Raw genomic sequence first — 20,164 nt, 5'->3', positions numbered from 1 at the left:
GTATTGTAAATATTACTTTTCCTGCCTTAGAAAGATTATTCAATATTTTCCAGTAAACTAAAAACTTTTTAAAAAATAGCATAAAAAAGGAGGAGTTTTGACGAGGATGGCGAATATTGTCTGTAGCTTACTGGAAAGGTGGTGAAATCAATCAAGTGAGCATCGAAGAAACAGTCGAAGAGTTGCTTGGAACAGCCTTGTCCTTGCAGGCGACTGATATCCACTTTATTCCCCGCAAGCATAGCTACACGATCCACATGCGTTCGAAAGGCCGTTTAGCCCCTCATGGCGAACTTTCCGTCCGGGAAGGAGAACGTCTCATTTCCCACTTTAAATTTATGTCTTCTCTAGATATAGGGGAGAAAAGAAAGCCGCAAAGCGGTTCCTTTCATTTTGACCATTCGAACCTGTCTCTTTCCCTGCGCATTTCCACCCTGCCCACAGTACTGTCAAGAGAAAGTTTAGTGATGCGTTTACTCCCGCAGCAAAACATCCTCGATTTGTCTCAGCTTTCCCTATTTCCAGATTCTCTTGAAAAACTTTTATCTCTTGTATCACATGCACATGGGTTAATTATTTTCACCGGTCCTACAGGGAGCGGTAAAACGACGACACTTTATTCTCTTATACAGCATAGTGTGAAAGAGCTTGGCCGCAATGTAATTACATTAGAAGATCCCGTAGAGAGAAACCATGATGAATGGCTGCAAATTCAAGTGAATGAAAAAGCGGGTATTACCTATTCAACGGGCTTGAAGGCGATTTTGCGACATGACCCTGATGTCATTATGGTTGGAGAGATTCGCGATGAGGAAACGGCGAGAATGGCTATACGCGCTTCACTTACTGGTCACTTAGTGTTAACGACCATGCATACGAGAGATGCAAAAGGCGCGGTTTTTCGCCTCCTTGAATTTGGCCTTCAATGGCACGAGATTCAGCAGACGCTCATAGGGGTCACAGCACAGCGTCTTGTCACTATACTATGTCCCTCATGCGGGGAGCACGGCTCCGTCTATTGCCCCTGTAACCGGGAGCGCAGACAAGCTGCTGTTTACGAGGTGCTACAAGGATCTAGCTTGCAAGCTGTATTAAAGGAAGCGAAAGGAGAAGACAGCACTGCCTCTTATCCGCTCTTAAAACATGCATTACGAAAGGGGATTGCTCTTGGATATCTCTCTCAAACTGAATATGATCGCTGGGTACTTGAAGAAGAAAAAAGCGAATAATTACCAGGGGGAATTTATTTTCAGGCTCGGTGAGATGCTCGAGCAGGGCTTCCCCATGGGACGGGCATTGGAGTTTTTAGTGATGAACTTTGATCGTGATCACCAAAAAGCTGTCCGTTTAATTCGCGCGGAGCTAAGTGCTGGTACCCCTTTAAATGAAATTCTTCGGTTACTGGATTTTCCCTCTATGATCTGCCTGCAGGTCTTTTTTGCTGAGAAGCATGGACATCTATCAGAGACCTTGCTTTATGCCGGCGAACAATGGAAAAAGACAGAGGAGGTGAAAGGAAAGGTTCGTAAGCTTCTTCAGTACCCGATGTTCCTGTTGTTTTTACTATTTGTACTGCTATTTCTTCTGAACAGCTTCTTAATGCCGCGCTTTGAAGAGCTCTACGCAGCCCTCGGCTTTGTCCCCAGCGGTATAACGCTATTGTTGATCGTCTTTCTTCGGGGGGCTCCCCCAGCACTTCTGTTGGCAGCTCTTACCTTTCTTCTAGCGGCAGTCTCCGCTTTTTTCTACTATGATCGCCAGTCTCCACCGCGCAAAATCCTCCTGCTTACAAAGCTCCCTATCCTGTCTAGTTACTTTCCGTTAGTTTTTACACGTTTATTTGCTAAAGAGGCCGCCTCTTTGCTTCAAAGCGGCTTTGCTATTAATGAAGTGCTGCACATCCTGCAGCAGCAAACGGTTCATCCTATGCTGGCACATGTAGCAAAGGAGATAGAGACCCGCCTGCTGATAGGCCGGTCGTTTGCAGAGGCCGTTAAAGAAATGCCCTGCTTTGTTTCACGTTTTTCATTAATTTTACAGCATGGAGAAGCGAATGGAAGAATAGGGGAAGAGATGCTGATTTTCAGCCAGTTCTGTGAAGTCTTAATTGAAAAACATATAAAAAAGTGGACCTCTATTTTACAGCCGTTAATTTTTTCGTTTATTGGAATGGTCATCATTTCAATCTATCTATCTGTCATGCTGCCAATGTTTCAAATGGTTGGCTCTGTATAAAGAAAGGAGAGAAAAAATGATAAAAACTTTGTTCAGTAAGGATGAAAGGGCATTTACTTTAATCGAAATGATGATTGTCCTGCTGGTCATTTCGGTTTTGTTATTTGTTGCGATCCCGAATATTGCGAAGCAAAGCAACAATATTAACGATAAAGGGTGTGAGGCATTTAGGCACATGGTCGAGGGGCAGGTGCAGGCCTATCGGATTGATATGGATAAGTACCCTGCTTCCGTAGCGGAAATGGTCGAGACAGGTTATTTGCGGAGTAACGAGACAGCCTGTCCGAATGGCCAGCAGCTGGAAATTAAAGCAGGCGGGGAAGTAGCGATTGTTTCATAAGGTCTTTTTCTCATTACAGAAAGACAGAGGCTTCTCTATGCTGGAGGTTCTTCTTGTTTTATCTGTCATGCTTGTACTTTTATCCGTGCTGGTTCTTCCGCTTCCGAAGCTTACTGCCAGCGCAGAAAAAAATCAATTTTTCTATCAGCTGCAGGCAGACTTGTTCTTCGCGCAATCATATGCCATTAGCAGACAGGAGAGAGTGGAGGTCCGTTTTTCCTCTAACCCGCAAGGCTACACCGTTCATTCTCTCTCAGGTTCTTCCTTGTCCCTTCATAGAACGATGCCTCAATCAGTCACTTATATAGCCGGCTCCTTAAGTAAAATGACGTTTTTGCCTAATGGAAATACAATTGAGTTTGGCCTGCTGCGCTTTATGCATCGGGGTGAGTCTATCTCTTATGTGGTCCAGATTGGAAAGGGGCGGTTCTATGTTCAGAAAGAATGAACGAGGGTTTACGCTCGCCGAGAGCCTGCTTTCCATGATGACGATCCTGCTATTAGGCACCGTAGTTCTGCCGATTGCAACGCAGATGATGGTGCAGTCTCAGCTGCTGTGGGAGAAGCAGGAGGGGATGAGAGTTCTTTTTGAAGAAGGAGAGAGTCAGTTTCTAAAGAGCGGGGAGTTGCAAATTCATCATAAAGAGGAGGATGGATATGTCATTTACTGGGAAAGTGGCCAAGGTTGTTTTTCTTCACCTGACCAGACATTCTGTATTAAGGAGCAATAAAGGGTTTACTGCCCTGGAATCACTGCTCATTCTGTTGATCTTTATAGGGGTTGCAGCTCTTTTCCCGTTTATCTATCAGTCTATTTCTCTTATTGACCAGGAACTGGGCGAAGGGAGAAGGAGTGAGTGGGAGCTGTTTGTCATACAGCTGAGGAAAGAGCTCCACTTGTCCCGCTCCGCAGAGCCGAAAGCCGATAAGCTTACTTATCTGTATGGAGAAGACAGCATTTCGATTGAGAAGTACAAGCAAGGAGTGAGGAGAAGAGTAAGTGGAAAAGGACACGAGATCATGCTGCAGGAAGTATCCTCTATTCTTTTCCGGCAATGCGGGCTATCTGTCTGTGTACAGGTGCTGTTTGTCAATGGACAGAGAGAGGAAGCAAAGCTGCATGTGTTCGATGGAGAAGGACTATGAGAAGAATCGTTTGCGATGAGAGAGGAGTCCTGCTGCCTTATGTGCTTTTGTTATTTATTATGGTGAGCTCCATTGCAGTGTTCGGAACCTCTGTGTTTGTCAGTAAGCAGCAAACCGCCTCCCTATTGGCTGATTACTATGAAACGAAAGTTATGGAGTTAATGGTGCTCGAACGAATATTGCCTGCTGTGCAGCCCGATGTCCCCGTTTCCGGGATCTTCTCTACAAATGAGGGAGAGGTAAGGTACGCAGCTGTTCCTAATGAAGGGGAAGAGCAAGTGGTTATTCACTTGAAGACAGAAAAGAAGGGTGCCAGCTTCTCCTCCAAAGTGGTCTATCATATGACGCAGAGGCAAATTGTTCAGTGGACGGAGTAATAAATAAGTATAAAAAATGAAAAGTGGGCAACACTGACACAATCTAAAGGAGGCGGTTTGAATGAATGAAGTGGTGAGAGATTGTATCCAAGCCCTGTTTCGGTATCTGCAAGAGCCGAAAGATATCAGAAGAGAGAGGAGGCAGCGTAAAAAGGCAGAGCGTGCGCCCTTAGCATACACATGGTTCGGTGTCTTGCCTTGGGCGCTCCGCCAGCTGTTTGTCCGAAAGTAAGCAGTCAATGAACAGGCTGTAGATATAGAAGCCCGCCGTTTATAATATTGACGTGAATTTTAGGAGCGTATTGCTTTTCAAGTGCTTCCTTCTCAATGAAGTAAGCGTCAGGCTTCTCTTCTGTTTCTTCATAAAAAGCTTGAAGCAAATGTATATCCTCCATCCAGCGCTTATGTGCCTGGGCGGCCCAGCTGTGATTCTCTTGCTGGATACGCTCAGCCATAAAGCGCTGCAGTCGTTTAACACCGCTTGCAGGCTTAATTAAAGGTGTAATTGTAAAGGAGTAGTCGGGAATGTTTGATACTAATGATTTCGCATACAAAGTATCCATAAAGTCATCCTGAATCAGGCCGTTAATTAAGTTTAGGCCAAGTGAGTAATAGAGATCCTTCTTTCGGTCCGCTTCATAGGAGACTTTTACGTTGATCAAGAGCCATGGATGAAGCGGCTGCTGCTGCTGATTATGGTTTTGTTCATAGAGCCGGACAAAGCGCGTATGCTTCTTAGCAGATTGGAAAATTTGATGAAAGCGTGACGTTCCAACGTGGACACTCTCCCCTTTTAATTCCTCTGGTGCTTTTTGTTGATCGGTAATAAGGGTGAGAGAAAGAGGCTCGCCTTTCATGCCGGTCTTCTCAGCATAATGCCAATAGAAAGGGCGATTCATTAACTCTTTATCAAGCTCAGGTGTTAATTTGACAGCCAGTGATCCGGCAGTTTCCTCTATAAACGTACAGCCTGTCTGAGTAAAGTATTCTTTTAAAAAAAAATGAACTTCGCTATTCAGCAATGGAATCCTCTCCTTTCTTCCAATCATCTGCCAATTCAAATACAGCCTCTAAGTTTTTCATTTTCACTTGAAGTTCTCCTTCAGACTTAGAATGCTGGAAAATATCCGTTAAATGCTCCTCTAAATCGGGCATATCCATTTTTGCCAGAATATCATCCAGCTGCCCGACAGCTTGTTTAAACAGGTCAATCTTTTCATATAACAGCTGCAGGATTCGATCTTCAATAGTATCTTCAATGCTAAAGTTGTAGATATGTACATCTTTGTCCTGCCCGAAACGGTGGATCCGTCCAATTCGCTGTTCCAGCCGCATAGGATTCCACGGAAGGTCGAAATTGATCAGGTGATGGCAAAACTGCAGGTTAAGCCCTTCTCCACCAGCCTCGGTGGCAATGAGCACTTGCGCATGCTGTTCAAACAGCTGTTTCATCCAATCTTTTTTGCCGCGCTTAAAGCCGCCGCGGAAGGGTACCGAGGTAATGCCATTCTTTTTGAAAAACCATTGTAAGTATAGCTGGGTAGCACGGTATTCAGTAAAGATGATCACTTTATCATTGATGGACTGAACGAGCTCTAGTGCTTTTTGTGCCTTTGAATTTTCGGTTACTTTCTCCATAGCGTTCAGTACGGACTGGAATTCCGGCGGAAAGCTTGCCTGATCTGTAAATAGTTTTTGAGCCATATTCTGCAAGGTGAAATAAACGGCTTCCTTGCTGCTGCAGGCTTCCCTCTGCAAGGTGAGCATTGAGAAGGCAGAACCTGCTTCTGTCGGCTGGCTTCTCACAAAGTGTTCAAGACATTCATAAAAGACGCGTTCTTCCTCATTGAAACGAACCTTAATGGATTCTACTTTACGCGTGGTCCATTCCATTCCGGTATCCTCCCGCCGATTGCGGATCATAACCTTGTTCATTAGCGCTGTTAAGTGGGCGTGATTTTGCACCTGCCGTTTTCCTTTCTTAAATTCCTGGCTGAATTGTGTTTCGCTGCCTAAATGCCCCGGTTTTAACAGAGAGACAAGGTGAAACATTTCATCCAATTTATTTTGAATAGGAGTAGCTGTGAGCAGAAGGCAAAACTTCTTTTTTAAGTGCCGGACGAATTGATAATTTTTAGTTTTAGGATTTTTTAATTTATGAGCTTCATCGATAATGACCATGTCATAATCCTGCTCATAAATTTTCTCTTTATGGGGGCTTCGCTTGGCCATGTCCACTGAAGCAACGACAATATCATACTGATCCCAGTTATATAGTTTTTTCTGGGCAACAGCAGGAATATGAAACTTTGTGTTTAATTCACTCGTCCATTGCGAGACGAGTGAAGAAGGCGCGAGGATAAGCACCTTTTTAGCAAGGCCCCGGATTAAGTACTCCTTTAAAACAAGCCCAGCTTCAATCGTTTTGCCGAGACCCACTTCATCTGCTAGAATCGCTTTTCCATTCATTTCTTCAATGACTTTTCGTGCAGCCTCCAGCTGATGAGGGAGGATTGTCAGCTCAGGAAGAAACGAAGGAGCGAGTAAGCCTTCAAAGGAAGGGACCATCATCCGCTTTTCCATTTCCAATGTCGAACGGAAAAGATCCCAGTTTCCCCATGGGCCGTCCTGCGATATTCTTTTTTCTAATTCTTCTCCCCACTCTTGATCAAAAAGCACCTCTACATTCATTGAACAAACTCCTTTATAAATGTATTGCCGAAATGGTATCTTTCGTGTAGGATATAAATGAACAAATATTTTGTTATTTCGATAAAATAAATGCAGTTCACTTTCTTTATTCAGATATTCGTAGCATGCCCATTTCTCAAATAAATATAGCGAATGAAGGCAAGGGGAGAGACTGTTTAACGGCGCCGAAGGAGCAAGCAACCTTTTTTGTGAATCTCTCAGGCAAAAGAACTCTTGCTGGACGCGTCTCTGGAGAATGTTTCTTCATGGAAACTACCAAAGAAGACAACCTGCTGGTCAGGCTAAACTTTCAGGTTCAAGGACAGAGGACAACTTTTATAAGGGGTCCTCTGTCCTTTTTTATTGCCTGATAAGTATTTTAATTATTCTATCAGATTGGTTGGCTTGAATATCTGACGGGACAGATGGAGGAGCATGCAGCACAAGTTACTATGTAATACATAAACAAAGAATGAAAGGAGAAGACGAATGAGTGAGCTAAAGCGGACACCATTATTTGATGTCTATAAAGAGTATGGAGCAAAAACGATTGATTTTGGAGGATGGGAGCTTCCTGTACAGTTCACCAGCATTAAGGAAGAGCATGAAGCCGTTCGCACGAAAGCGGGTTTATTTGATGTCTCTCATATGGGAGAGATTAGAGTAGAAGGAGAAGATGCCCTTTCTTTTCTGCAGCAAATGCTGACAAATGATCTCTCCAACCTTCAGCCTAATCAAGCTATCTACACAGTGATGTGCAATGAAAAGGGAGGCACGATTGATGATTTAATTGTGTATATGCTGGCCGACCAAGATTATCTGCTTGTTGTAAACGCAGGAAATACGGACAAAGACTTCGAGTGGCTGAAGCGTCATCAATCGGGCAGAGTGCAGGTCAGCAATGTATCTGAAGAATGGGCACAATTGGCGATTCAGGGCCCGCTCGCAGAAAGCATTCTTCAGGAGCTCTCTAAAGAGACAGACTTAAGCGAAATTAAATTTTTTAAATTTCATCCTCGCGTCAAGCTGGGCAATGTTTATGCGCTTGTTTCCCGAACAGGCTATACAGGCGAGGACGGATTTGAAATTTATGTAGAAAGCAAAGAGGCACCTGCGCTTTGGAAAGCTATTCTTGATGCTGGCAAAGAGGAAGGGCTGTTGCCATGCGGATTGGGTGCGCGTGATACACTTCGGTTTGAAGCCGGACTGCCTTTGTATGGACAGGAGCTCACAGAGGATATTTCGCCGCTAGAAGCGGGGCTTGGCTTTGCTGTTAAGCTGAAAAAAGATAGCTTTATCGGTGCGGAAGCATTAAGAGCCCAAAAGGAAAAGGGTGTACCGAGGAAGCTGATCGGTCTTGAGATGATTGACCGCGGGATTCCTCGTCACGGTTACCCGGTATTTGCAGATGGAAAAGAAATTGGCCAAGTTACAACAGGTACTCAGTCACCAACCTTAAAGAAGAGTATTGGACTTGCTCTAGTGGAGGCTGCCTTTGCAGTGCCAGGCCAGGAGCTGGTCGTTGAAATACGTGGCAAACAACTAGCTGCGAAGGCGGTAAAGTCACCGTTTTATAAACGCTCTAAATAAGAGGAGAGGGAAGGGATCATCATGAAGCATCGTTATTTGCCGTTAACAGAATCTGATAAGAAGGAAATGCTTGATGCTATCGGTGTGTCAAGTATAGAAGAACTATTTGAGGACATTCCAGAAAAAGTACGCTTTAAAGGCACCTACAATTTAAAAGAGGCAAAAGCAGAGCCGTTATTAAAGAGAGAACTTAGCCAGCTTGCTGCTAAAAATGCAAACAATAAGCAGTATGCTTCCTTTTTAGGAGCAGGTGTGTACGATCACTATGCTCCATCCATTGTGGACCATGTTATTTCACGTTCGGAGTTTTACACAGCATACACACCTTATCAGCCGGAGATCTCACAAGGGGAACTGCAGGCAATTTTCGAATTTCAAACGATGATCTGTGAATTAACAGGAATGGATGTAGCGAATTCTTCTATGTATGACGGCGGAACCGCGCTTGCTGAGGCAGCTATGCTCAGTGCAGGTCAAACAAAGAGAAAGAAAGTGCTTGTATCAGAGACGGTTCATCCGGAAGCGCGCGACGTTTTAAGAACCTATGCAAAAGGTCAAGGCATTGAAGTGATAGAGGTGCCGTATAAAAATGGGGCGACTGACTTAGAAAGCCTGAATAGCCTTGTGGATCGTGATACCGCGGCAGTTATTGTTCAGTACCCGAACTTCTTCGGTGTAGTGGAGCCGCTCGCGGATGTCGAAAAGGCCGCTCATGGCGAGGGCGCCATGTTTGTCGTATCTGCTAACCCGCTGTCATTAGGCATATTGACACCTCCTGGGAAATTTGGTGCGGACATCGTTGTCGGAGATGCCCAGCCGTTTGGCATTCCTGCACAGTTTGGGGGACCGCACTGCGGATATTTCGCTGTTACAAAAAAACTGATGAGAAAGGTTCCTGGCCGTCTTGTCGGACAGACAAAGGATGAAGAAGGCCAACGAGGCTTTGTACTGACTCTGCAAGCGCGTGAGCAGCATATTCGCCGTGACAAGGCAACGTCCAACATTTGTTCTAACCAGGCGCTCAATGCTTTAGCGGCCAGTGTGGCAATGACCGCTTTAGGAAAGAACGGGGTGAGAGAGAGTGCGGAACAAAACCTGCAAAAGGCTCATTTTGCCAAGGAAGCGCTAAAGCAGCAAGGAGTCGATATCGTATTTGAAGCGCCGACGTTTAATGAGTTCGTCATCCGGCTTAATAAGCCAGTGAAGGACGTGAATAGCCAGCTGCTTAAACAGGGGATCATCGGCGGTTATGACCTTGGTCTCGTCTATAAGGAGTTAAAGAATTGCATGCTGGTTGCGGTTACGGAGATGAGAACAAAAGAAGAAATCGAACTCTTTGCAAAAGAAGTGGGGGAGCATCATGAGTAAGAAAGACCAAAAGCTTATTTTTGAAATGTCACAGCCGGGACGTATCGGCTATAGCCTGCCTGAGCTGGATGTACCACGAAAGGATGCTGCGGAACTTTTGCCGGATGGGTACGTGCGCGAGGAAGCACCAGAGCTCCCAGAAGTGTCGGAGCTTGATATTATGCGCCATTACACAGCCCTTTCTAAGAGGAATCATGGAGTGGATTCAGGGTTCTACCCTCTAGGCTCCTGTACAATGAAATATAACCCGAAAATTAATGAGGATATTGCCCGCCTAGATGGCCTCGCTCATATTCACCCGCTTCAGCAGGAGGAAACTGTCCAGGGAGCTTTGGAATTGATGTATGATTTGCAGGAGCATCTGAAGGAAATCACAGGAATGGATGAGGTCACTCTTCAGCCGGCAGCCGGCGCTCACGGAGAGTGGACAGGATTGATGATGATTCGTGCTTTCCATGAAGCAAATGGTGATTTCAACCGTACAAAAGTCATTGTACCGGATTCGGCCCATGGAACGAACCCAGCTTCAGCAGCAGTTGCTGGCTTTGAAACGGTGACAGTTAAATCCGGAGAGGACGGATTAGTTGATTTGGAGGACTTGAAGCGGGTGGTAGATGAAACAACAGCTGCTTTAATGCTGACTAATCCAAATACGCTTGGGCTGTTTGAAGAGAACATTCTAGAGATGGCAGAAATCATTCACGGTGTCGGCGGAAAGCTGTATTACGATGGAGCCAACTTAAACGCCGTTATGTCTAAAGCACGGCCAGGAGATATGGGCTTTGACGTAGTGCATTTAAATCTCCATAAAACCTTTACAGGACCTCACGGTGGAGGAGGCCCAGGGTCTGGTCCGGTCGGCGTCAAGGCTGACTTAATGCCATTCCTGCCAAAGCCGGTTCTTGTCAAGAAAGACGGCATGTACCAATTTGATAACGAGCGTCCGCAATCTATTGGCCGTGTGAAGCCATTCTATGGGAACTTTGGAATTAACGTCCGTGCCTATACATACATCCGTTCTATGGGGCCAGATGGCCTGAAAGCAGTAACGGAGTATGCGGTGTTAAATGCCAACTATATGATGCGCCGCCTAGCGCCTTATTTTGACCTTCCTTATAACCGCCATTCGAAGCATGAGTTCGTACTGAGCGGCAGACGGCAGAAGAAGCTGGGAGTGCGCACGCTTGATATTGCGAAGCGGCTGCTGGATTTCGGCTATCATCCACCAACCATTTACTTCCCACTCAATGTGGAGGAATGTATGATGATTGAACCGACAGAAACAGAGTCGAAAGAAACATTGGACGCCTTCATCGAAGCGATGATCCAAATTGCGAAGGAAGCGGAAGAAACGCCGGAAGTGGTGCAGGAAGCTCCGCATACGACAGTCATTGGCCGCCTTGATGAAACTTTGGCTGCTCGCAAGCCAGTCCTGCGTTATGAAAAAGAACAGTAAAATAAAAAACTGCCTTTAAGGGGCAGTTTTTTACTTGCTTTTTACTTTTCCGGTCCATTTTTTAAAGCCGCCTTCAAGATGATAAAGGTCATGGTAGCCGTTTTTGCGCAATGTTTTGGCAGCGCGTCCGCTGCGCATGCCGCTTTGGCAATAAAGATACACAGGCTTGTCTGGACGTATTTCCTTCTTCATACGGGTTTTTAGCTGGGTAAGCGGAATATTGCGGGCTCCTAAAATATGACCAGCCTCATATTCGCCCGGTTCACGCACATCAATCAGCTGCGCTTTTCGGTAGCCCTTAACGAACTCTTCCTGAGAGAGCGAAGTGACCGCTTTTTTCTGAGAAAAGTAAACATATAAAGAATACAAAATAATGACGCCTAAAATGGCTGCGATTGTATAAAGCAACAAGAACACTCCTTCCTAGTAAACAAGTAACACTGCATTCTATTATAAACGTGAGAGAAAGAAGAATCAAAAGAAATAGATGTGTTTTTACTATGAATCTAATTCTTTGTTTTTTGAACCGGTTTTGGTACACTAGTTGAGTGAATTCCTAATAAAAGGCGGCATACATAATGAAAAAGGAAACATGGAAATTTGTTGATTCTGGTCGTCAATCCGCCAGCTTCAATATGGCAATGGATGAAGCCTTGCTGGAATGGCACAGTGAAGGACGCATTCCGCCAGTCATACGCTTTTATGGCTGGGAGCCAGCGGCGTTGTCGATTGGTTATTTTCAAAAAGCAAAAAAAGAAATAAACTTTGAGGCGCTCAAGCAGCACGGACTCGGCTTTGTTCGTCGTCCGACTGGAGGAAGAGGTGTGCTTCACGAGCATGAGCTGACATACAGCGTCATTGTTACTGAGGAGCATCCTGAGATGCCGGAAGGGGTAACAGAAGCCTACCGGGTGATCTCTGAAGGAATCCTAAAAGGTTTTCATCATCTTGGACTGGAGGCTTACTTTGCTATTCCGCGCACGGAGGAAGAGAAGCAAAGCCTGAAAAACCCTCGATCCTCTGTTTGTTTTGATGCGCCGAGCTGGTATGAGCTCGTCGTAGAGGGACGGAAGGTAGCCGGCAGTGCCCAGACAAGGCAAAAGGGCGTGATCCTGCAGCATGGTTCGATTCTGCTCGACCTTGATGAGGACAAGCTGTTCAGCTTATTTACATATCCGAATGAACGTGTAAAAGAACGTATGCAGCGGGCGTTTAAGAACAAAGCAGTAGCAATGAATGACATCAGTGCCCGGCCGATTACTTTCACCATGGCCTCTGAAGCCTTCAAGAAAGGATTTGAAGAAGGGCTTAACATTGAGCTCGAACCGCTTGAGCTTTCTGCTGAGCAGATGGCTTATGTAGAAAAGCTGGCAAAGGAAAAGTATGAAAATGATGAATGGACGTTCAAAAGGTAAATTGCGCGAAAAAGGGAAACCAGTCTTTTGACTTGTTCTCTTTTTTTGCGGAAAAATCCAAAGGTTGATTAACAAGGGCTTATGACGCAAAATTTTCTTTTTAAGCCGATAACAGCGTATCGGCGGCGTTATTCCCTTTTTTGTCTAGGGTTCCAAGTCTTTTTCATCTTGACAAAAAGATGGTTTTAAATCAATATATAGTAATGAATCTAATGGAACAAACACAATATGTTGTGTTTGTTCCGGTTTTTTATTAGAATATATGGGTATAGTTGAATTGAATCCCTTATGAAATTCGTAGAGAAAAAAGGAGCTGTGATTATGTCTGTTGCGTCACAAAAAAATATGTCCGTTAACATTGATAGGCTGAATAAAGACATCAGCGTTTTCCCTCAAGTCCACCCCATCACTCCAGAGATGAAGATCACTCATAAAGGTGTCTCACGTCTTGTAATGATCGACCGTTATTCCTTCAAGGATACGGAGAAGGTGACATTGGCAGAAGGCGATTTTGTTGTGCTGACCATCAAAGAGGATCCGAAGTTTCCCGCGAGAGGCCTTGGATTTATCGTGAAGATTGACTGGGAAGAGAACAAAGCAGACGTACTTGTAGATGAGGAATACCGGGCTGCACTGGATGACCCGAAGGAACAGGAAAGCGGTATGATCCGCCGGCCGCTTGATGTAATTGAGAAGCCGCTTGAAATTTACTACGAGCAAATTGCTAAACGTAACGCAACAGGCCTTGCTTCAGTAGAACAAACGGAAGAAAAGAGAAAAGAATGGTTTGAGAAGTTTTACCGTGAATTAATGAGCCTGAACTTTGTCCCAGCCGGCCGTGTGCTTTACGGAGCAGGTGCCGAGACGGATGTTACGTACTTTAACTGCTATGTAATGCCGTTCGTTCCAGACTCTCGTGAGGGCATTTCTGAACACCGCAAACAAGTGATGGAGATTATGAGCCGCGGCGGCGGGGTCGGTACGAATGGTTCGACGCTTCGCCCGCGCAACACGCTGGCTAAAGGCGTAAACGGAAAATCATCAGGGTCTGTATCCTGGCTCGATGACATTGCTAAACTGACTCACCTTGTTGAACAAGGCGGATCAAGACGTGGTGCACAAATGATTATGCTCGCGGACTGGCATCCTGATGTAATCGAATTCATTATCTCTAAAATGCAAAACCCGCGTATTTTACGCTATTTGCTTGAAAATACAGAAGATGCACAAATCAAAAAAGCGGCAAAAGACAAGCTTAACTTTAAGCCGCTGACTGAGCGTGAAGAAGCAATGTATCAAGGAGTTGTGAATTACAAAAACATTCCTGGATACGGCGGATTCAGCGCTGAAATCATTAAAGATGCAGAAGAAAAATTAAGAACAGGCGGAACGTATACCGTTCACAATCCTGAGTTCTTAACAGGCGCAAACATTTCTATCTGCTTGACGAAAGAATTCATGGAAGCGGTCGAAAATGACACAGAGTATGAGCTCCGCTTCCCGGATGTTGAGAAATATACAAAAGAAGAAATGGATTATTATAATGAGCATTGGCATGAAGTGGGCGATGTGCGCGAATGGGAAAAGCTCGGTTATGCCGTACGCACATACCGCAAAATAAAAGCTCGAGAACTATGGAAGCTGATCAATGTTTGTGCGACGTACTCTGCAGAGCCGGGTATTTTCTTTATCGACAATGCTAACGATATGACGAACGCCAAAGCGTATGGACAGAAAGTAGTGGCTACAAACCCATGTGGCGAGCAGCCCCTCGCACCGTTTTCTGTGTGTAACTTAGCTGCTGTGAACCTGGCAGAAATGGCAGACAAGGATACAAAAACGGTGAACTTTGAAAAGCTAAAAGAAACCGTCCGCACGGGTGTGCGCATGCAGGATAATGTTATTGACGCAACACCTTACTTCCTGGAAGAGAACAGAAAGCAAGCGCTTGGCGAACGCCGTGTAGGCCTTGGGGTCATGGGTCTGGCTGACTTGCTGATTTATTGTGAGAAGGAATACGGATCTCCAGAGGGCAACGAACTGGTAGACAAAGTATTCGAAACAATCGCTGCAACAGCTTACAGAACATCGATTGAGCTAGCGAAGGAGAAAGGCAGCTTCCCGTTCCTTGAAGGAGAAACAGAAGAGGAAACGAAGCGTCTTCGCCAAGCGTTTATTGAAACAGGCTATATGAAGAAGATGCCGGAGGATGTTCGCGAAGGTGTTCTTAAATATGGCATTCGGAATTCACATTTGCTTACTGTAGCGCCGACAGGCTCAACAGGTACGATGGTGGGTGTATCTACAGGATTGGAGCCTTACTTCTCCTTCACTTACTATCGAAGCGGCCGCTTAGGTAAGTTTATCGAAGTGAAGGCCGATATCGTGAAGGAATATTTGGATCGTCATCCGGAAGCGGATCCGGACAATCTGCCTGAGTGGTTTGTGACAGCTATGAGCTTGAAGCCTGAAGCACACGCAGATGTCCAATGTGTGATCCAGCGCTGGATTGACAGCTCCATTTCCAAAACGGTCAATGCTCCGCGCGGCTATACTGTAGAGCAGGTGGAAAAAGTGTACGAGCGTTTGTACAAAGGCGGAGCGAAAGGCGGCACGGTGTACGTAGACGGCAGCCGTGACTCCCAAGTCCTGACGCTAAAAGCAGAAGAAAATGATTTTGATGCAAATGAAGAGCCCGTTGAGAAAGAACATGAGAATCATGTTGTTCTAGTAGACACAATTCAAGAAATCCGCTCAACGAATGTAACCATCGGCAGTGAAGTGGGCGATACATGTCCAGTCTGCCGCAAAGGAACAGTAGAAGAAGCAGGCGGATGTAATACGTGCACGAACTGCGGTGCTCAGCTGAAGTGCGGTTTGTAATTGGTCGTCCTTGACTGAATCAATAGGCTGTTTACAGAGCGGCAAAGCAAAGAACAGTCCATCAATGATTGAGCAAAAAAGCGGTTTCCATTTATATGGAAGCCGCTTTTTTATATGTAAAAAATTTTTCCTTTCTCTTCTAGGACAACTTCTATCTTTTATACACATGTAAAAAGAGAAAAGAGGAGAGACATTACATGAAAATAGATGGGGTGTTTTCTGGGGGAGGCATGAAAGGGCTCGCTTTAGTAGGTGCCTATGAGGCGCTGGAAAAAAGAGGGATTTCATTTGTCAGGCTGGCAGGCACGAGTGCTGGGTCGATGATTGCCGCTTTTATTGCGGCTGGCTATACAAGCAGGGAGTTACAGCTCATGATGAGAGAAGTCAGCGCTGAGCACTTGCTGGACGATACGCCTTTTGACTTTCCGTTAATCCGCTGGCTGAAAATTTATTTCACCCTTGGTTTATATAAAGGGAAGAAGCTGGAAAGGTGGCTGGAGGAAAAACTGGCTCTAAGGGGCCTGCGCACCTTTGGTGACTTGCCGCCTGAGGCTTTGAGAATTGTTACGTCCGATATTACAAATGGACGAATACTCGTCCTTCCAGACGATTTGCCCTCGTACAATATCAATCCTTATACCTTCTCTGTTGCCAAGGCGGTCAGGATGAGCTGTGCCCTTCCATACTTCTTTCAGCCCGTTAAGATTCCTTTGCGCCATGGCAAAGCATTAATCGTTGATGGAGGAATGCTGAGCAACTTTCCGCTCTTTCTCTTTGATGAAAGAAAAAAACGGAAGCGCCCTATTCTTGGAGTAAAGCTTAGTACGAAAACTACACACGTGCCGAGGAAGGTGAAAACAGGGGCTGATTTACTGAGTGCGATGTTTTATACGATGAAGGACGCACACGATGCCCGTTATATTTCGAGAAGGCATGAAAAGGATATCATTTTTATTCCGGTGACAGAGGCTAGTACGACAGACTTTGAGCTAACAGACGAAAAAAAAGACGCCCTTATTCATGTGGGGCGCGAATATACTGAAGCTTTTTTGAAGCGGTGGTGTTATTAACAATCGGATTATGAAGACACCCGGTTGTTTCTTTTTCCTTTCTTCCCTTCAATCACTTTCAAGTGATTAGCACTTTTTTTGCGAAACGGTCTTCTTTTAGAAGAAGCCTGTTTTTTCGGAGATGCGGATGAAGGGGAGGAAGGCTGCTTCATTTTCATGCGTCTCTTCGATTCTTTGGCTGCTCTGGCAAATGCTTTGTCTTCTGCCCGTCCTCCGCCATTGCGGTTGCGTACGATCAAACGGTAAATTCCATAAATAACAACCGCAGTGATAGCGAAGATCAATATTTGTCTAAGTAAAGCTCCTGGTGAATAGAACAGCATGGAGAACAAGCCGATAGCAGCGAGTCCGATCAATGTATAGGTAATGACTGTGCGGATTGTCAAAAAAGCCACCTCCTAACGAGCTGTTAAAAAGCTATTACTTACATATTAGACAATTTTCTCTGTGTTTAATCCTTTTTTCGTATTTTCTTCCATAGCCTTCAGTTTTTCAAAGGAAGCAATCGCTACTTCTACCTGCTTGTTGTCAGGCTCCTTTGTTGTTAAAAGCTGCAGCCATAGTCCCGGATAGCCAAGGAAGCGCAATACAGGTATGTCGCGAAGCTTATTGGTTAGCTGCAGTACCTCGAAGGAAATACCGAGCACCACCGGGATAAGAGCGATTCTGTTTAAAACACGTACATAAAGCGGGTCAGTAGGAACGAGCATGTAGACGAAAATGCCTACGACGACAGTGAATAAAATAAAGCTGGATCCACAGCGGTAATGGAGCCTTGAAGCTGCCTGCACATTTTCCACTGTTAGCGGGCGTCCGCTTTCAAAAGCGTTAATGACTTTATGTTCTGCCCCGTGATACTGAAATACTCGCTTAATAAGCGGCGTCATAGAAATGAAATAAATATAAGCAAGCAAGAGAATGAGCTTGAACACACCTTCGACTAAAATCTGAGCCATATCTCCGGAGAAAACGGGTCTCGTCAGTTCTGCAAGAAATACAGGAATCAGCGTAAATACAAATTTGCCAAATAGGAAGGAAAGAATGCCGATAGCTGCGACCCCTAGAATCATGGACCATTTCGAAGGCTCTGCTGCTTCTTCCCTGATTTGCTCATCTTCACTCGGGTCCCGGTCGTAACGGTCCTGGGAGAAGTCCAAATGCTTTGAACCGGTAGCCGCTGAATCTAGAAGAGCGACAATACCGCGCAGGAAAGGGATCTTTTTCAGCTTTTGAAGAATGGGGTTATGTTTTCTGGGAAGGTGAAAGAACTCAATAGAGTCATCTTTACGGCGAACAGCTGTCACAGTATGATGCCTTCCGCCAAACATAACACCTTCTATAAGAGCCTGCCCGCCATACACTGGCTTTTGATTGCTCATTTCATACCCTCTTTCATGATTAACAAATGTAAACACCTTCTATAATACATATTCTATCTCGTATCAAGGAAAAATAAAAGCTGAATCACCTGTAAGATTGATTTTTATTTCATATGAAGGAGGAGCCAAATGGAAAGAGGCAAAGCAAAAGAGACGGAGGCGAGCTTTCCTTTAAGCTACGCGTTAACTATTGGGTTATTTGGAGGGATTATATGGAGTGTAGTCGCTCAATTGGCTGCTTATTTTCATTTTATGACATTTGATATCAATGCGATCGTAGAATATGTCAATATCCCAAAACTTCACAGCGGTTTTTATAAAGTGTTAGCCGGGATCATTTTTCATACCATTCTATCGCTCATCGTAGCGGCTGCTTACTATTTCTTCTTGAAGCAAAGCAAGACGATCTGGACAAGCATACTGTTTGGAATCGGGGTGTGGGCTGTATTTTTCATTTTGTTATCTCCGTTGTTTCCTTCGCTTCCTTTCTGGCTGGAAATGAGTAGAGACACATTGTCCACGAGCCTTAGCTTATTTGCTTTATACGGCTTGTTTATTGGGTATTCGATCTCTTATGGATATGAAAGACATCTGCTGAAAGAGAAGCGGATGAATTGGGGAAACGCAAACGGTTAAGTAGCCCATAAGAATTCAGATATGATAAAATATTCCTGTAACTAAAAACGGCATTGGGGAGATGACATGAGGAAGATACTTTTATTAAATGGGCCCAATTTAAACAGGCTAGGCAAACGCGAGCCTGATATTTACGGATATGAAACATTAAAAGATTTAGAAAATCGGATCATAGCCCAAGCAAGGGAAAAGGGGGCCCATGTAGAAGCGTTTCAATCGAACCACGAAGGGGAAATTATTGATAGGCTGCATGCAGCGGAAGATGAAGGCGTAGAGGGAGTTATATTTAACCCGGGGGCTTTCACTCATTACAGCTATGCCATTAGAGATGCAGTAGCCTCTGTTTCTATGCCTGTAATTGAAGTGCATATCAGCAATGTTCACAAACGCGAGCCATTTCGCGAGCACTCAGTAATCGCGCCTGTAGCGGCCGGCCAAATTGTTGGCTTAGGCTTTTTAGGCTATGAGCTTGCTTTGCAGGCGCTTATACATAACAACGGAGAGGAAGAGGCAAATGTCAAAGATCGATAAACTGCGTTCGCTGATGGAGAAGGAAGGGATCGATGGGCTGCTGGTTATGAGTCCATACAATCGCCGTTATATAACGAACTTTACAGGAACAGCCGGAGCAGCACTTATCTCCAGTGATCAAGCACTTTTCATTACTGATTTCCGTTACGTTGAGCAAGCTGGAGCACAAGCAAAGGAGTTTCAGGTTGTGGAGCATAAAGGTCCGTTGTACGAAGAAGCAGCGAAACAGGCGGAAAAGCTGGGCATTAAGCGTATCGGATTTGAAAAGGCACATACGACTTTCCAATCTTATGAAACGATGAACAAGGCTTTTTCAGCAGAATTAGTTCCAGTCAGCGGCCTGATTGAAAAGTTGCGCTTGATTAAGGATGATTCAGAGATTAAGATATTAAAGGAAGCGGCCGATATCGCCGATGCGGCCTTCAAGCATATTATTGAGTTTATTCGTCCCGGGGTGACAGAGCTTGAGGTATCAAATGAACTGGAATTTTTCATGCGCAAATGGGGCGCTGCTTCTTCTTCATTCGATACCATCGTTGCTTCTGGCAAACGATCTGCTCTCCCACATGGGGTAGCAAGCGATAAAGTGATTGAAGCAGGCGATATGGTTACATTGGATTACGGAGCTTATTACAAAGGGTATGTTTCTGATATTACCCGTACCGTTGCGGTTGGCGAGCCACCTGAACAGATGAAAGAAATTTATCAGGTCGTACTGGATGCACAGATGAAGGGCATGGAAGAGATTAAAGCTGGTTTAACCGGTAAAGAGGCAGACGCTATTACCCGCGATTATATTGCGGAAAAAGGCTACGGCGACTACTTTGGCCATTCAACAGGCCATGGCATCGGTCTTGAAGTGCATGAAGGGCCGACTCTTTCCTTCCGTTCTGACACCGTGCTGGAGCCTGGAATGATTGTGACGGTAGAACCGGGCATTTATTTGCCGGGTGTTGGCGGTGTACGCATTGAAGATGATACGTTAATTACGAAAAATGGCAACGAAACGCTCACGCATTCCACGAAAGAATTACTCATTCTTTAAAG

22 protein-coding genes and 2 riboswitches are annotated in these 20,164 nt (G+C 45.0%); of the genes, 17 read left to right on the top strand and 5 right to left on the bottom strand.

The genetic code is table 11. The features are described from left to right. Positions 1-155: 155 nt before the first annotated feature. The 8 genes from comGA to QY97_RS19870 all read left to right on the top strand — a co-directional run bounded on the left by comGA (position 156) and on the right by QY97_RS19870 (position 4,330). Positions 156-1,229 carry a competence type IV pilus ATPase ComGA gene (comGA, locus tag QY97_RS06900; RefSeq protein WP_039233855.1) on the top strand — a complete coding sequence of 358 codons (1,074 nt, stop codon included), beginning with the start codon at positions 156-158 and terminating at the stop codon, positions 1,227-1,229. Continuing rightward, entirely contained in the window at positions 1,168-2,235 is a 1,068-nt protein-coding gene (gene comGB, locus QY97_RS06895) for a competence type IV pilus assembly protein ComGB (protein WP_166701678.1), read from the top strand. Before comGA ends, comGB begins: the two co-directional genes overlap by 62 nt. A 16-nt stretch (positions 2,236-2,251) precedes the next feature. Then, positions 2,252-2,575, top strand: coding sequence for a competence type IV pilus major pilin ComGC (gene comGC / locus QY97_RS06890; RefSeq protein ID WP_039233797.1), 324 nt, complete (start codon positions 2,252-2,254; stop codon positions 2,573-2,575). Beyond that, positions 2,565-3,023, top strand: coding sequence for a competence type IV pilus minor pilin ComGD (gene comGD / locus QY97_RS19520; protein WP_052728939.1), 459 nt, complete (start codon positions 2,565-2,567; stop codon positions 3,021-3,023). Before comGC ends, comGD begins: the two co-directional genes overlap by 11 nt. After that, the gene (locus tag QY97_RS06880; protein ID WP_039233796.1) at positions 3,007-3,306 is read left to right on the top strand and encodes a type II secretion system protein; all 300 of its coding nucleotides are present in this window, start codon (positions 3,007-3,009) and stop codon (positions 3,304-3,306) included. The genes comGD and QY97_RS06880 overlap by 17 nt, the downstream gene beginning before the upstream one ends. Beyond that, positions 3,233-3,721: a competence type IV pilus minor pilin ComGF gene (gene comGF, locus QY97_RS06875; protein ID WP_157761886.1), complete on the top strand. Its 489-nt coding sequence runs from the start codon at positions 3,233-3,235 to the stop codon at positions 3,719-3,721. The genes QY97_RS06880 and comGF overlap by 74 nt, the downstream gene beginning before the upstream one ends. Next, a complete protein-coding gene (locus QY97_RS06870) occupies positions 3,718-4,098 on the top strand; it encodes a competence type IV pilus minor pilin ComGG (protein WP_039233790.1) in 381 nt (126 codons plus the stop codon). Before comGF ends, QY97_RS06870 begins: the two co-directional genes overlap by 4 nt. A gap of 61 nt (positions 4,099-4,159) precedes the next feature. Continuing rightward, entirely contained in the window at positions 4,160-4,330 is a 171-nt protein-coding gene (locus QY97_RS19870) for a YqzE family protein (RefSeq protein ID WP_082090037.1), read from the top strand. A 4-nt stretch (positions 4,331-4,334) separates the two neighbouring features. Here the strand turns inward: QY97_RS19870 and QY97_RS06865 are convergent, their stop codons facing one another. Together QY97_RS06865 and QY97_RS06860 are read right to left on the bottom strand one after the other, a co-directional pair. Beyond that, positions 4,335-5,120 (bottom strand): YqhG family protein, encoded by a 786-nt coding sequence (locus QY97_RS06865; protein WP_039233787.1) that lies wholly within the window; start codon positions 5,118-5,120, stop codon positions 4,335-4,337. Then, positions 5,110-6,789 carry a DEAD/DEAH box helicase gene (locus QY97_RS06860; protein ID WP_039233784.1) on the bottom strand — a complete coding sequence of 560 codons (1,680 nt, stop codon included), beginning with the start codon at positions 6,787-6,789 and terminating at the stop codon, positions 5,110-5,112. The genes QY97_RS06865 and QY97_RS06860 overlap by 11 nt, the downstream gene beginning before the upstream one ends. A gap of 153 nt (positions 6,790-6,942) precedes the next feature. Continuing rightward, positions 6,943-7,033: riboswitch (glycine riboswitch) on the top strand. Between the two features lie 3 nt (positions 7,034-7,036). Further along, positions 7,037-7,117: riboswitch (glycine riboswitch) on the top strand. A 161-nt stretch (positions 7,118-7,278) separates the two neighbouring features. On the opposite strand from QY97_RS06860, the gene gcvT reads away from it, so the two are divergent. From gcvT to gcvPB, 3 genes are read left to right on the top strand one after another with little or no spacing between them, the layout of a single operon-like run. Then, the gene (gene gcvT / locus QY97_RS06850) at positions 7,279-8,379 is read left to right on the top strand and encodes a glycine cleavage system aminomethyltransferase GcvT (RefSeq protein ID WP_039233779.1); all 1,101 of its coding nucleotides are present in this window, start codon (positions 7,279-7,281) and stop codon (positions 8,377-8,379) included. 21 nt (positions 8,380-8,400) lie between these two features. Beyond that, complete coding sequence (gene gcvPA, locus QY97_RS06845; RefSeq protein ID WP_039233776.1) at positions 8,401-9,747, top strand: aminomethyl-transferring glycine dehydrogenase subunit GcvPA; 1,347 nt, start codon at positions 8,401-8,403, stop codon at positions 9,745-9,747. Then, positions 9,740-11,203 carry an aminomethyl-transferring glycine dehydrogenase subunit GcvPB gene (gene gcvPB, locus QY97_RS06840; RefSeq protein ID WP_039233774.1) on the top strand — a complete coding sequence of 488 codons (1,464 nt, stop codon included), beginning with the start codon at positions 9,740-9,742 and terminating at the stop codon, positions 11,201-11,203. Before gcvPA ends, gcvPB begins: the two co-directional genes overlap by 8 nt. A 30-nt stretch (positions 11,204-11,233) precedes the next feature. On the opposite strand, the gene QY97_RS06835 is transcribed toward gcvPB, so the two are convergent. Next, positions 11,234-11,611: a rhodanese-like domain-containing protein gene (locus QY97_RS06835; protein WP_039233850.1), complete on the bottom strand. Its 378-nt coding sequence runs from the start codon at positions 11,609-11,611 to the stop codon at positions 11,234-11,236. Between the two features lie 170 nt (positions 11,612-11,781). Between QY97_RS06835 and QY97_RS06830 the strand changes: the two genes are divergently transcribed. From QY97_RS06830 to QY97_RS06820, 3 genes are all read left to right on the top strand, one after another. After that, positions 11,782-12,618, top strand: coding sequence for a lipoate--protein ligase family protein (locus tag QY97_RS06830; protein WP_039233773.1), 837 nt, complete (start codon positions 11,782-11,784; stop codon positions 12,616-12,618). A gap of 321 nt (positions 12,619-12,939) precedes the next feature. Further along, the gene (locus QY97_RS06825; protein ID WP_039233771.1) at positions 12,940-15,501 is read left to right on the top strand and encodes a vitamin B12-dependent ribonucleotide reductase; all 2,562 of its coding nucleotides are present in this window, start codon (positions 12,940-12,942) and stop codon (positions 15,499-15,501) included. 197 nt (positions 15,502-15,698) lie between these two features. Continuing rightward, positions 15,699-16,571 carry a patatin-like phospholipase family protein gene (locus tag QY97_RS06820; protein WP_039233768.1) on the top strand — a complete coding sequence of 291 codons (873 nt, stop codon included), beginning with the start codon at positions 15,699-15,701 and terminating at the stop codon, positions 16,569-16,571. Between the two features lie 8 nt (positions 16,572-16,579). Here QY97_RS06820 and QY97_RS06815 read toward each other — a convergent pair whose 3' ends face one another. Next, positions 16,580-16,957, bottom strand: a complete 378-nt coding sequence (locus QY97_RS06815) for an SA1362 family protein (RefSeq protein WP_046128474.1) — start codon at positions 16,955-16,957, stop codon at positions 16,580-16,582. A 45-nt stretch (positions 16,958-17,002) separates the two neighbouring features. After that, on the bottom strand, positions 17,003-17,950 hold the full coding sequence (locus tag QY97_RS06810) for a DUF1385 domain-containing protein (RefSeq protein WP_039233766.1): 948 nt from the start codon (positions 17,948-17,950) through the stop codon (positions 17,003-17,005). A 129-nt stretch (positions 17,951-18,079) separates the two neighbouring features. On the opposite strand from QY97_RS06810, the gene QY97_RS06805 reads away from it, so the two are divergent. From QY97_RS06805 to QY97_RS06795, 3 genes are all read left to right on the top strand, one after another. Next, a complete protein-coding gene (locus QY97_RS06805; RefSeq protein ID WP_046128690.1) occupies positions 18,080-18,586 on the top strand; it encodes a YqhR family membrane protein in 507 nt (168 codons plus the stop codon). A 66-nt stretch (positions 18,587-18,652) separates the two neighbouring features. After that, a complete protein-coding gene (aroQ, locus tag QY97_RS06800; RefSeq protein ID WP_039233764.1) occupies positions 18,653-19,117 on the top strand; it encodes a type II 3-dehydroquinate dehydratase in 465 nt (154 codons plus the stop codon). After that, positions 19,101-20,162: a M24 family metallopeptidase gene (locus QY97_RS06795; RefSeq protein WP_039233762.1), complete on the top strand. Its 1,062-nt coding sequence runs from the start codon at positions 19,101-19,103 to the stop codon at positions 20,160-20,162. Before aroQ ends, QY97_RS06795 begins: the two co-directional genes overlap by 17 nt. Positions 20,163-20,164: the final 2 nt, after the last annotated feature.

Origin of the sequence: Bacillus thermotolerans (assembly GCF_000812025.2) — a bacterium.
Classification (GTDB): Bacteria; Bacillota; Bacilli; order Bacillales; family Domibacillaceae; genus Quasibacillus; species Quasibacillus thermotolerans.
The sequence above is the reverse complement of the archived record's forward strand: the minus strand, read 5'-3'. Positions and strand labels throughout refer to the sequence as shown.

What these genes read in the sequence shown, in the direction of transcription:
- QY97_RS06870 (WP_039233790.1), top strand. Translation starts at nt 3,718, where the DNA reads ATGAGAAGAATCGTTTGCGATGAGAGAGGAGTCCTGCTGCCTTATGTG.
- QY97_RS06820 (WP_039233768.1), top strand. Translation starts at nt 15,699, where the DNA reads ATGAAAATAGATGGGGTGTTTTCTGGGGGAGGCATGAAAGGGCTCGCT.
- QY97_RS06795 (WP_039233762.1), top strand. Translation starts at nt 19,101, where the DNA reads ATGTCAAAGATCGATAAACTGCGTTCGCTGATGGAGAAGGAAGGGATC.
- QY97_RS06830 (WP_039233773.1), top strand. Translation starts at nt 11,782, where the DNA reads ATGAAAAAGGAAACATGGAAATTTGTTGATTCTGGTCGTCAATCCGCC.
- comGC (WP_039233797.1), top strand. Translation starts at nt 2,252, where the DNA reads ATGATAAAAACTTTGTTCAGTAAGGATGAAAGGGCATTTACTTTAATC.
- gcvPB (WP_039233774.1), top strand. Translation starts at nt 9,740, where the DNA reads ATGAGTAAGAAAGACCAAAAGCTTATTTTTGAAATGTCACAGCCGGGA.
- QY97_RS06860 (WP_039233784.1), bottom strand. Translation starts at nt 6,789, where the DNA reads ATGAATGTAGAGGTGCTTTTTGATCAAGAGTGGGGAGAAGAATTAGAA.
- gcvT (WP_039233779.1), top strand. Translation starts at nt 7,279, where the DNA reads ATGAGTGAGCTAAAGCGGACACCATTATTTGATGTCTATAAAGAGTAT.
- gcvPA (WP_039233776.1), top strand. Translation starts at nt 8,401, where the DNA reads ATGAAGCATCGTTATTTGCCGTTAACAGAATCTGATAAGAAGGAAATG.
- QY97_RS06825 (WP_039233771.1), top strand. Translation starts at nt 12,940, where the DNA reads ATGTCTGTTGCGTCACAAAAAAATATGTCCGTTAACATTGATAGGCTG.
- QY97_RS19870 (WP_082090037.1), top strand. Translation starts at nt 4,160, where the DNA reads ATGAATGAAGTGGTGAGAGATTGTATCCAAGCCCTGTTTCGGTATCTG.
- QY97_RS06805 (WP_046128690.1), top strand. Translation starts at nt 18,080, where the DNA reads ATGGAAAGAGGCAAAGCAAAAGAGACGGAGGCGAGCTTTCCTTTAAGC.
- QY97_RS06880 (WP_039233796.1), top strand. Translation starts at nt 3,007, where the DNA reads ATGTTCAGAAAGAATGAACGAGGGTTTACGCTCGCCGAGAGCCTGCTT.
- QY97_RS06810 (WP_039233766.1), bottom strand. Translation starts at nt 17,950, where the DNA reads ATGAGCAATCAAAAGCCAGTGTATGGCGGGCAGGCTCTTATAGAAGGT.
- comGF (WP_157761886.1), top strand. Translation starts at nt 3,233, where the DNA reads ATGTCATTTACTGGGAAAGTGGCCAAGGTTGTTTTTCTTCACCTGACC.
- aroQ (WP_039233764.1), top strand. Translation starts at nt 18,653, where the DNA reads ATGAGGAAGATACTTTTATTAAATGGGCCCAATTTAAACAGGCTAGGC.